General features: G+C 46.9%; 7 protein-coding genes. 2 read left to right on the top strand and 5 right to left on the bottom strand.

Translation table 11 applies throughout. From position 1 onward, the window contains the following. Nucleotides 1-108: 108 nt before the first annotated feature. The gene (locus HR45_RS00935; RefSeq protein ID WP_037438789.1) at nt 109-888 is read right to left on the bottom strand and encodes an SDR family NAD(P)-dependent oxidoreductase; all 780 of its coding nucleotides are present in this window, start codon (nt 886-888) and stop codon (nt 109-111) included. A 48-nt stretch (nt 889-936) separates the two neighbouring features. After that, a complete protein-coding gene (locus HR45_RS00930) occupies nt 937-1,656 on the bottom strand; it encodes a FadR/GntR family transcriptional regulator (RefSeq protein ID WP_037438787.1) in 720 nt (239 codons plus the stop codon). Between the two features lie 339 nt (nt 1,657-1,995). Here HR45_RS00930 and HR45_RS00925 point away from each other — a divergent pair, with 339 nt between their 5' ends. Next, nucleotides 1,996-3,645: a sodium:solute symporter gene (locus HR45_RS00925; protein ID WP_037438785.1), complete on the top strand. Its 1,650-nt coding sequence runs from the start codon at nt 1,996-1,998 to the stop codon at nt 3,643-3,645. Nucleotides 3,646-3,915: 270 nt separating this feature from the next. Beyond that, nucleotides 3,916-4,932 (top strand): arabinan endo-1,5-alpha-L-arabinosidase, encoded by a 1,017-nt coding sequence (locus tag HR45_RS00920; protein ID WP_037438782.1) that lies wholly within the window; start codon nt 3,916-3,918, stop codon nt 4,930-4,932. Between the two features lie 59 nt (nt 4,933-4,991). Here the strand turns inward: HR45_RS00920 and HR45_RS00915 are convergent, their stop codons facing one another. The 3 genes from HR45_RS00915 to HR45_RS00905 all read right to left on the bottom strand — a co-directional run bounded on the left by HR45_RS00915 (nt 4,992) and on the right by HR45_RS00905 (nt 11,988). Then, the gene (locus HR45_RS00915; protein ID WP_052074401.1) at nt 4,992-7,394 is read right to left on the bottom strand and encodes a glycoside hydrolase family 127 protein; all 2,403 of its coding nucleotides are present in this window, start codon (nt 7,392-7,394) and stop codon (nt 4,992-4,994) included. Between the two features lie 92 nt (nt 7,395-7,486). Then, nucleotides 7,487-8,890 (bottom strand): MFS transporter, encoded by a 1,404-nt coding sequence (locus tag HR45_RS00910; RefSeq protein ID WP_052074400.1) that lies wholly within the window; start codon nt 8,888-8,890, stop codon nt 7,487-7,489. A 323-nt stretch (nt 8,891-9,213) separates the two neighbouring features. Beyond that, the gene (locus HR45_RS00905; protein WP_037438780.1) at nt 9,214-11,988 is read right to left on the bottom strand and encodes a TonB-dependent receptor; all 2,775 of its coding nucleotides are present in this window, start codon (nt 11,986-11,988) and stop codon (nt 9,214-9,216) included. Between the last annotated feature and the right edge of the window lie 467 nt (nt 11,989-12,455).

Below are 12,455 nucleotides of genomic sequence, written 5' to 3'. Positions count from 1 at the left end.
CCAACTTAGGATACTCGGTCGATATAATAAAATTATTATAATATAATTAATTGGGTGCGCAAACGCAGAAGTTAATTAAATGTAATTATTGAGACATAGCACGAGTTGTTATATCCAACCGCCATCCACAATTAAGGTCTGCGCCGTTAACATCGCACTTTCATCAGACGCCAGAAACAATGTAGCGTTGGCAATATCATCAGGCTCGAGTTTTTCTTTAATACACTGATTATCTTGGATCTCCTGCATCATATCAGGGGTTAACCAATGCGATAATTGTCGCTCGGTGATCACCCAACCAGGAATCAGTGTATTGACGCGAATATGATTTTTACCAAACTGCTTTGCGAGCGTACGAGTTAGACCTTCCAGTCCAGCTTTAGCCGTGGTGTAGGCAGGCATACAAGCCTGTTTGATATGCCAACTGATTGAACCGAGATTAATAATGCTGCCACCGCCCAAACGCTCCATTTGAGGTGCGACAGCTTGCGCAGTGAAGAAGCAAGGACGTAGGTTAATCGCCATGCGATCGTCCCAGTATTCCACCGAGACATCTTCCACTTCATGACGCGTATCATCAGCTGCATTATTGATTAATACAGAGATATCACCCTGTTGCTGCTGAACCTGTGCAATCGCCTGTTGCAAGGCAGCGACATCGCGAATATCGCAATGAATAAAGGTAGGATCCCAGTCGAACTTTCCGCTAAGGCTTTGGCACAGGGCAAGACTTTCTTCATCGGCAATGTCGACAAAGCTTACCTTAGCCCCCTGCTCACAGAAGCGCTCGACCATAACGGCGCCAATGCCAGCGCCACCACCTGTGATGAACACGCTTTTGTCTTTCAGACAGGGATAGCGAGTTCGACCCTTAGATTGAATACTCATTTTCAATACGACCTGTAAGGCAATAGCGTCATACTACCGATAAAGCTATTAAGCCTCCAGTTTAGAATTGAGCTCGTTCTCAATAACCGCCATCGCTTCTTCAATCAATGCATTCATCTGCTTACGCGCAACCTCGGGTTGCCGAGCAGCAATTGCATCATAAATCACAGCGTGATCTTCGGCGACGCTAACATCGCTGCCCTTGGCCGGAGTAGTATGTTGAATACTGACGCCCAATGCAGTGTTGATGAAGTCGCGTAAGTGGAAGAAGAAACGGTTACCGCTGGCTTGCAGAATACTGGTGTGGAAAGCTAAATCAGACTCATGCAAGGTTTGATTAGGCGTTTTGGCGGCTTTGCGCATGTCTTCCAACGCCGCGGCAATATTGGCAATGTCTTCATCTTTACCATATTGCGCAGCAAGTGCGGCGGCTTGCGGTTCAATTGCCAAACGTACCTGTAGAAACTCTTTTAACACCTGTAGTGAAGGACCACTCTCTAACATCCAATTTAGCACGCTGGTGTCATACAGGTTCCAGTTGCTTGGCGATTCAACCCGGATACCTTGTCTTGGGCGAGACGAAATCAAGCCTTTTGCCGCCAGCATTTTTACCGCTTCACGAATGGCGGTACGACTGATGCCGTACATATCACACAACTGGGCTTCGGTAGGCAACCCTGTGTTTATATTATATTTTCCGGCGACAATCGCTTTACCCAACTCGTTGGTTACTCGCTGTGACAAATTCAAATTTTCAAGCCTTGCCATGGGATGTCCTTTAACAGAGTGAGCTCAATCATAGTACAATAGTTTTTTTCCACAACAAGTCAATTAGTTACGCCTTTCTTAAGCGCTGGCTCACAGATTATTTGTGTAGAATTTGAACTTTTACTAATTTCCTATTCAATCAAAGAATAAAGAAATCATATTACAAACAACTATGATGCCACAGCTGGTAACAAAATAGCGCATAGTTAACTGCAGGAATTTCTTAATTAACTTTATTTTATATTATAATATGCTCTAAGCTCTGATAAGCAGGAGAACTGTATTGATGATGGGGATCGTCAATACAGATACGATAAAGCACAAACGGAAAACGAAAATATGGTTGAACTTAGTACCTTAGACTGGCTGGTACTCGGTGGCTTTTTTATATTGCTGGCGGGTGTAGTCGTAATGTCGTTAAGACAAAAAGAGGAAGATACTGCTGACTATTTTCTCGCCGGGCGTAACGCCAGCTGGATTGTTATCGGTGCCTCTATTTTCGCTTCAAACATTGGCTCTGAACATCTGGTAGGCCTATCAGGTTCGGGCGCTGAAACTGGGATGGCAATGGCGCACTGGGAGTTGCAGTCATGGATCATTCTGTTGCTGGGCTGGATATTTGTGCCCTTCTATTGGAGCTCCAAGGTTTACACCATGCCGGAGTTTCTCGAACGCCGCTTCAATGCCAAATGCCGCACCTTCCTGTCGGTAATTTCCTTAGTCAGTTATGTACTCACCAAGGTTGCCGTAACCGTTTATGCAGGCGGTGTCGCATTTAAAACCATTCTTGGTATCGAGTCCATCTGGGGCATCGACTTCTTCTGGGTTTCGGCCATCGGCTTGGTGGTTATCACCGGTATCTACACAGTACTGGGTGGCATGAAGGCCATCATGTGGACATCCGTTCTGCAAACGCCAGTCCTGATTATCGGTTCGTTGGTGATTCTGGTAGTTGGTCTGGAAACACTTGGCGCTGGTAACGGCATGATGGCCGGTTGGGATGTTGTGGAAAAAGTGAATGGTGACAATATGCACCTGATCCGCTCCGCAGCCGATGCTAACTTCCCATGGCCAGGCATCATCTTCGGTTCCTTTATTATTGGTTTCTGGTACTTCTGTACCGACCAATACATTGTACAGCGCGTGCTTTCCGCCAAGGGCATCAAAGAAGCGCGTCGCGGGACGATGTTTGCTGGTTACTTGAAACTGTTACCTGTGTTTATCTTTTTGGTTCCTGGCATGATTGCCGTGGCATTGAAGCAAACAGGTGCTATCAGCTATGACACCTCAGACCAAGCCTTCCCAACACTGGTGGCGCAACTGCTGCCTGCAGGCGTAAAAGGCATTGTGATTGGTGGCTTGGTTGCCGCCTTAATGAGTTCACTGGCGTCTTTATTCAACTCTTCGGCAACCCTGTTTACTATCGATTTCTATAAAAAATATCGTCCAGATTGCAGCGAAAAGAAACTGCTGCAAGTTGGCCGTATCGCCACCGTCGTCGTGGTGGTATTAGGGATTGTGTGGATCCCCGTGATGAAAGCGATTGCCGATGTACTCTATGAATACCTGCAGAGCGTGCAGTCACTTATCGCACCGGGCATTGCCGCTGTGTTCGTCATGGGTCTGCTCAGCCGCAGAATCACCCCAGATGCCGGTTTCATCGGTATGGTCGTTGGCTTCATTCTTGGCATGATCCGTCTGGTACTGTTGCCGTTTAAAGAGAGTGTGGCTGGCACTCCGTTGGCTTGGGTAGTTGATATGAACTGGCTCTACTATTGCGTCATGCTGTTCGTGATTGTGTGTGCCGTTATCATTGTGACCAGTATGTTCACTAAGTCTGCCAGCGAGGAGCAAATTCAAGGCTTGACCTTTGGTACCTTAGGCAAAGGCACCATGAAAGAAGTTATCGACGGCTTGGATAAGTGGGACTATATCCACACGATTGGTATTCTGGGTATCACCGCCTTTATCTACTGGCGCTTCTGGTAATTACCAAACACACTGTCAATCCAAAGAGCTGCCAAACGGCAGCTCTTTTTGTATTTATCGCCGTCCATTATGCTAATTCCGCACGGTCGAAGATTAACGAATATTTAGCAAAAGCCGTTATAAAGCGGGCGCTTAAACCGAGTAAGATAGGGTTCTGCGTCAGATCGCGGAATTGCGTTTTATTGTTATTATTGTAATACATATATGCTACCATCCCGAGTTGGGGAATCTCAGGTTTCGGACGAATACTTATTTGATAGGAAACGATTCATGAAGGCGATAGCAAAACTTGCCGCAGCAACACTATTAGCGTTGGGCGCCAGCCATGCTGCACAAGCAACTCAAGTAGAAGTGCATGATCCAGTAATGACCAAAGAAGGCGATACCTATTACGTATTTAGCACAGGTCCCGGCATTACTTATTATCAATCAAAAGACATGAAGCACTGGCAACTCGTGGGACGTGTTTTTCAACATGATCCAACCTGGGCACATAGGGTTGCGCCAACGTTTGATGGCCACATCTGGGCACCCGATGTTTACCACAAAGATGGTAAGTTCTATGTCTACTATTCTGTGTCTGCTTTCGGTAAAAACACGTCCGCGATTGGAGTTACGGTAAATAAAACACTCGACCCTAAATCCCCAGATTACCACTGGGAAGATAAAGGTATTGTGGTGGAATCAGTACCAAATCGCGATGATTGGAATGCTATCGACCCCGCCATTGTTGAAGACGATGACGGTACGCCATGGATGAGTTTTGGCTCATTCTGGGATGGGTTGAAACTGGTCAAACTGGATGCCAATCTGACCAAAGTTGCTGAGCCAGAAGAGTGGTACAGCATTGCCAAACGTCCACGCGATGTGAGCCTGCCGGGCACTGAAGCAGGCAACGGCGCCATTGAAGCACCTTATATCTTCAAGAAAAATGGCTACTACTATCTGTTCGTTTCCTTTGATTTATGCTGCCGTAAAATGGACAGTACCTACCACATCATGGTCGGTCGCAGTAAAGATGTGAAAGGCCCATATCTGGATAAAAACGGCCACGATATGATGCAAGGTGGTGGTTCACTGGTGCTGAAAGGCAACAAAGATTGGGTCGCTTTAGGTCATAACGCGGCGTACACCTTTGATGGTAAAGATTACTTAGTATTCCACGCCTATGAAACCGCAGATAATGCACTGCAGAAACTGCGTATTTTGGAAATGAAATGGGACAATGACTGGCCAGTTGTCGACCCTGCCGATCTCAATAAAAACACCACAGTATTAGAGAAATAGGCCACATTTCTGCCATAAAAAAGCCCTGCATTGCAGGGCTTTTTGTTATTTATAGCGCGTTATTTTGACGCTGCTTTCAACAAACGAATACCATAAATACCCCCAGCAGTAGAGCCAGGCTTCGCCACAAACTTGAGACGATAGCCATTACTACTGACCATATTGGCTGGGATCTGATAATCCACCTGGTACATGTTGTCGCCGTGGCCGGGTTTCATCTCCACCGTTTGCAGTAACTTATCATTCAGCAAAATATCAAAGGTTCGGTTGATATCACCACCAAAGTAAGTAATACGCAAGGTGTTAGCCTCGCCTTGCTTATCTGCTAGATCATACGCAAACCAGTCACTGCTATCACGCCAGTGCACGCCTTTATTGACGCCAGCACGACTGCCTTCACCAGCAAAATTATGCTCAGCTTCAGGTTGTTGCTCACCTGGATTAATCTTATCCAACGTTTGCTTAGCAAGACGCTCAGCGGCCGCCTCTTTAGCTTTTGCTGCCGCCATAAACTCAGGGTACTTAGCAGCCGACATTTGCGGCAGATAGACTTCATAACGGCTTTCATGGATACGGAAGAATGGTACCAAGTCGATCTTCTTCGGCTCATCTTTTTCACGCACCCCTTGCTCGGCTTCAAAGGCAAGCTTATCGCCCGGCAAACGCTTCAAACCTTGCAAGAAAGAGGTCGGCTCACCCACCATAATTGGCAGCGCCTCAGGCGGACAGGTTGGCCCTGCAGCAATATGCCCCATTCGACTGCCATCAGCGATGTACTGCAGCTTTTCGTTTGCAAAAGGTTCCACTTTTGACGCCAACACCACAGGGCCATAAAGCACTGAGTAGTAGTTGCTGCCATCGGGCAGTTGCTCCAGCGTTGGTTTCACGCCGAAGGAAAACGCCAAGGTGTCGCCCTTGTGCCAAGTACGCTCAAGGGTGAGATACCCGGCTCGACGTTGTTCAGCTTTCACCACTTTGCCATTGAGTAACAACTCTGGCGCCACGCCATTCATCCACGCGGGAACGCGAATACTGATAGCTTGCTTGCCCTTCCCGGCCGCTTTGTCGATGGTTAACGTCATCGAATTTTGGTCAGGGAAATGTGTTGCTTGTGTCAGCGTAAGACCTTGTGCTTGCCAATTCAGCGTCGAGCCAATAAACAAGTTAATTAACAGCTCATTATCTTCATGGGCATAGATCATCTCACCATACTTGCTATGGTTCTCGATACCAGAACCAACACAGCACCACATCGATTTATCCACATTGGAATAAACCCGATAATGCCCCGGACGCATCGCAGTGAAATACACCAAGCCGCCGTTGTCGGGGTTCTGTGAAGACAAGATATGGTTGAAAGTTGCACGCTCATAGAAGTCGAGATAACGGCTATCGCCACTCTCTTGGTACAGTATTTTACTGAGCTTGAGCATATTGTAGGTGTTACAGGTCTCTGGCCCTTCCACGTCTTCTACCATACTGGTGAAGTCTTTTGAGTCGTGGAAATGCTCGCGCACACTGTTACCACCAATCGACACAGAACGATGCTTAGTCACGGTTTCCCAGAAGAATTCCGCTGCATCGTGCCAATCTTGTTTGTGTTCTTCCTCACTGACACGCAGATATCCAATCACTTTTGGAATTTGGGTGTTCGCATGTAAGCCGTTGAGCTTATCTTCATGTTTCAGCAAAGGATCGAGGATAATCTTTTGCGAGAATTGCTCTGCCAGCTTCAGATAATCTTTATCGCCGGTGATGTCATACATGTCGGCAAACACTTCGTTCATGCCACCATGTTCTGAAATCAACATGGTTTGGATCTGCTCATTACTCAGGTGAGCAACTAAGGCTTTTGCCCACTCACCTAAGTCCACCAGCATCACTTTTGCCAGTTCATTGTGCCCGTGAACATAAGCATCACGAATGCCAGCAAACGTCTTATGAATATTGTACCAAGGCACCCAATGGTCATTGAGACTGAACAGATCGGCTTTGATCTTACCCGCTTTAATATCGGCCCACATCTGCATGCCGCCAGGAATACCACCTACGTAACCATTCGCGTTTTTCAGCTGCGCTCGGCGTAACTCGCTAATCATATAATCGAGACGACGCTTCATCTCAGCATCGCCAGTGGCTTCATAAGCCAAGCTTAACGCTGACAGATAATGTCCGCCGATATGACCATCGAGACCGGTATTTTCCCAGTTACCATAAGATTCAGCTTTGGTTGGCAAGCCCGCTTCGCGCAAAAATGGCGACAACAACTTGTCAGGTTGCAGCTGTTCTATGTAGTGAATATTGGTTTGTTGTGCGTGAGCGAAAGGACTGCCGGAAGTGAGTCGAACCTGTTCCAGCGGGAACAGTTCCATCGCCGCGACATTGGTGCTACATGCCATAGCGACCGCAAATGCCAGCGGCGAAACAAGCTGCCCGAAACGGGCAGCTTGCAGACGACTCATGCGAACCCGGGTTTGCCAAACACTGGCATCCCGGCCTCATTCCATATTGTTGGTGCTTTCACCCATAGCGGCTGATTGCAATTCATCATTGATTACTTAGCTCCGGTCGCCAGATTAACGTCATCAGTTGCTGCTAGCTCTTGCGTTTGATTCGATGTTTCAAACTGAACATCTAAGTGAGTCAACAGCTCTTGGTATTCGTCGTCGGTAATGTGGTACTTCATCATCAGCGCACCATTAATGAAGTGGAACACCCCAGGAATGACGGTCAACATGAGTGAAATGCCCAGCAGAGAGCTGGTAGATTGCGCTTGGTCAGCAACATAACCGAATTGCGTCAGTAACCAACCGACAACGGCACCGGCAACCCCCATCCCCGCTTTTTGGAAGAACGAGATACCACCGAACGCCAAGCCAGCCACACGTTCACCCGTTTTAACTTCACCGTAGTCCACCGCTTCCACAATGGCAGACCAAAATACTGGTGCGTGCAGATCCACTACAAACGACAGCAGGAAGTACAATACAAACGCGGTCACCACATCATCAGGGCCGCCGACCATAAAGAACATCAGCGCACTGATCACACCCACTGCCATTTGGCTGTAACGGAACAGTTTCAGTTTGCAGTAACGTTTGGTGATCCAGGTAGAAGCCACCATCGCAAGAATCGCTGCGACAACCCCAGTACCAAGGAACATGCCTTTGTCTGTATGCAGGTAGTATTGTGCGTAGTAGATCGCAATGGAGTTACGGATAACGTAACCCACGGTCCCTAGCAGGCACACGCCGCAAAGGATCATCATCTGGTCATTTTTGAGCAGATACTTCATCTGGCTGGAGATAGGCTTAGGATCAACGTTGTGCTCCAGACGTTCTTTGGTCGAGAAGAAGCAGAATAGCAGCAGGCCAATCCCCAACAGCGCCATCAGCCCCATTGACATCTTATAGCCCAGCGCTTTGTTGCCTTCCCAAATTGCGGCATCGGCCAGTTTAGGCACCACAATCGAGACTAAGAAGGCCGCAATTTTGGCAAAAAACAAACGATAACCGTTGGCAGACAGACGTTCTTTAGGATCGTCAGTCAACACACCAATCAGCGAGATATAAGGAATGGTGACACCAGTAAACATCAGGGTGACGAGGGTATATGTCGCGTATGCGTATGCCAGTTTAAGGTTGTAATCAAAGTCTGGCGTGCTGAACGTCAGGAAGATTGAAACCCCGAATGGGACAGATAGGAACAACAGGTAAGGACGATAACGTCCCCAGCGTGTGGTGACCTTATCCGTGATTGTGCCCATGATTGGATCGGCAATACCGTCCAAAATACGCACAATCAGAAACATTACCCCCATATCTGTGGGTTTAAGACCAAAAATATCAGTATAAAAGAAAGAGATAATCAGGAAAAATGACGATATCACGACGTTAACCGCCATGTCACCGGCACCAAAACCGACCTTCTCAAACGTTGACAACTTGAACGAACTCATGATTTCTCTTCCATTCCAATTTTGTCCCAGGGCAGCAAACCAGCGGCGAAACCGTCGTTAGCACTACTGCCTCTCCCCGGCGTTCAAATACTTCTGCTGAAATCTAGCAGAAATACAGAAGCGATAGAATAGTTAAATACTATTATCATACCAATGATATGACAATGATTTCCGCCACCCGTCGAGCGGGTTTGCAACACTGTTCACATATCAGAATGCCGCAGCACTGTGGTGACTGAATCTAACAGGAAACGCCCCACTTTCCGAGCAATAAAAAGCCCCGCAGAGCGAGGCTTTAATGGGGAGATGAGATGTTTAAGCGATTACATTGAGTAACGGATACCTAAGCCGAAGGTACGGCTGTAGATAGCAGTTCCTGCGTTGAAGACGTTTTCATCTTCATAGTATTGCTGGAACTTCTCGTTGGTGATGTTAGTTGCATCAAATGTCACCACCAAGTCATCTGTTACGTTATAGCTGAACTGGAAGTCCAAGCTCTTCTCTGGACGACGGTACACGCCACGTGGGTTAGCAAATGAACCAGAGTCGTAACCATTCAGGAACGCATCACGCCATACATAAGACAGACGAGTGCTGAAGTCTTCTTTTTCATAAATCAATACAGCACTGTATGAAGAGTCAGACACACCGAAGATATCACGGGTGGTGTAACCATTCAGCGAACCATCTGCTTCATAGTTAGGCAGATCTTGTGATGAATCCAAGAAAGTACCACTTGCCTGAATACCAAAGCCATCTAACCAGCTTGGAACATTTTCAAGGAAGTATACGCCACCGATTTCAATCCCTTTCAACACACCGTTTGATGAGTTGTCAGGCATACCAACGATGTATGGATACAATTCACCGTCATCGTTCTCGTGCATTACGCGACGCAGTGAGCTATATACGAAGCCCTGAATATCACGGTAGAAGTAAGTACCGTACACAGAACTACCTTTACCGAAGTAGTATTCCAGCGAGAAGTCGTAGTTCTTAGATTCAACTGGTTTCAGGTCTTTGTTACCACCACTACCAGTACCATAACCAATGTTAGTTACGTCATCGTAGTAACGGACGAAGCTGTTCAATTGGTCGAAGTTAGGACGACGCAGCGTTTCGGTATATGCAAAACGCGCCAGCAAGTCATCAGTCAGGTGATAACGCATTACCAAGTTTGGCAGGAATTTGCTGCTGCTGTTGGTTGCGTCACTGGTGTTTTCTTCACCTTCGGCGGCATCCACGTTGAAGAAGGTCATATCCGCTTTTGCGTGTGTGTAACGCACACCAATTTGACCATCTAAACGCTTACCAAACAGTTCAGTTTCGAAATCACTTTGTGCGTAGAACGACCAAGTGGTTTGCTCGATATCGAACGTTTGTTCAAGATCTAACTGACCCGCGTTAGCATCAGAATAGAAACCATACAGCTCACGATAAGCGTCACGGTTTTTCCACAGCTCATGACCATTGATGGTTACCCAAGAGCTAGGAATATTAGCTTCGCCATCAAAGAATCCGCTGTTGGTGTGCAGCATGCTTGGGTCCAGATCAGCCAGATTTTGCTGATTGTAACCATCTAAGCCGCGGGTATAGTCTTTAGCGGTACGCAAGTCATAGCGCAGACCCGCTTTAGCCTTGGTAAAGATGCCCCAATCCAAGTACAGATCAGCATCAAAGGTGTAAGTCAGCGCATCGCCTTTGCTCTTACCACCGTTGTCATACATCTGTGCAGTGTTCCACATTGACGGATCGGTCAAGGCAACTGACTCGCCACCTTCTCCAGTCAGAACGTCCCACGCCAGAGTGCCATCTTTTTCGTTAAAGTTAACGTCCAGATATGGCAATACGGTATCGGTACGCATCGCCAGGAATTCAGTTTTGTATTCGCTGGTTTGGTATACCAACTCAGACTTGATAGTGGTATCAGCACTCAGATCCCACTTACCACCCAAGGCAAACATGTAGGTATCAGTTTGGCTCTTGGTTAAATCACCAGAGGTGAATGAGTACGGTGCACCTAAGCCACGAGAGTGAATTACGTTGGTGCCGTCATACAGCTCTGGATAAGTGCTGGCAGGAGCGCCCCACCAGTCAGCAAATGAGAACAGCAGGTTGTTGAAGCTCTCATTACGGTAACCATTGTAGAAACCTTCAAACAGGTATTCAGAAGTATCGTTAGGAGCCCATTGTAATGACAAGTTAACTGCTGGGCGTTCACGCTTACCAGTGAAATCACTTTGGAAAATCGCGTCACGAGACAACAGATATTCTACGTCGTCACCAGTGGCTGAATCATGGATGGTTGAACCCGGAGTTGTGTCTAGACCATGTTCTAAGCCAGGTGTCCAGTCATAGCGGTCTGGGAACATACGTTCAAGGTTGTCAGCGCGGAAAGGTACAAATGCACCTGGAGTTGCGCTTTGGTCGCGGTAATTAGTGCGGGTGTAAGACACGTTCAACAACGCACCTAATTCACCGATAGAGCTGTCCCAACGGTTACTCACCAGAGCACTGACGATAGGATCTGTTTTTTCAGCTTGATCTTGATAAACGCCCCGGGCGTTCATTACGAATTTAGCGCCTTCAAAGTTAAATGGCCGTTGAGTACGCACATCTAACTGACCCGCAATACCACTTTCCAACTGGCTGGCAGAACGGGTTTTATAGACTTCTACAGTTTCCAGCAAAGCGGCTGGAATATCGGCAACCGCCAGTGAGCGGCCTGCTGCAGTAAACATTTCACGACCGTTAACAGTCGTGGTGACGTCAGTCAGACCACGAATGGTCACAGTGTTAACTTCACCAGAAGCACGGTCAGTTACCTGTACGCCGGTCACGCGTTGCAAGGCTTCGACTACGTTGTTATCTGGGAATTTACCGATATCTTCGGCAACGATTGCATCAACAACTTGGACGTTTTGACGCTTGAGGTTAACGGCTTTGTTCAAACTGCTACGAATACCAACAACTTGAATGACTTCCATGTCATCTGCAGCTTGTTGTTCCTTAGTTGCAGCATTGTCTTCAGCTGCAAAGGCAACTTGGCTAGACAACGCCAACAGAACGGCACTTGCCAGATAGGTCTGCTTAAACATCTGTTTGTTCTCCGGTAGTTATTATTTGAGCCGGTAAGCCTTCGACACCAACCAGACTTTCCGGTCTTGCGTCTTACTCCTGTTGCCGCATGTTGCCCCCAACGATAGCAACAAGAGTTAAGAATATGTTATTCGTGTAAAATACTATTGTATGACTATTGAACTGTCAACTGAGAGGATCTCAATAGTTGATCGTAGATCTCACTTTGTGGCGAAATCAGATTATAGCGGACAATTTATCACAAGATGTTGTTTTTAAATGAATAAAACAAGAAACATTTAGATACACATAGCAAAATCACAGTCTATTAGACTAAGGTATTAGCACGAATAACACGCCCCTTCTCAGCACGGTTATTAAGCAACATTGTGGTAACAAAACCACCTTTTTAAACGGAAAAGCCGCATATTTTCGCCACTTAACATTGCAGGAAATTTCCTTTTTACAACAATTAATTAAGCTAAAT

It is taken from the genome of Shewanella mangrovi (genome assembly GCF_000753795.1).
Lineage (GTDB): Bacteria > Pseudomonadota > Gammaproteobacteria > Enterobacterales > Shewanellaceae > Shewanella > Shewanella mangrovi.
This window is presented reverse-complemented; position numbering and strand designations above follow the sequence as displayed.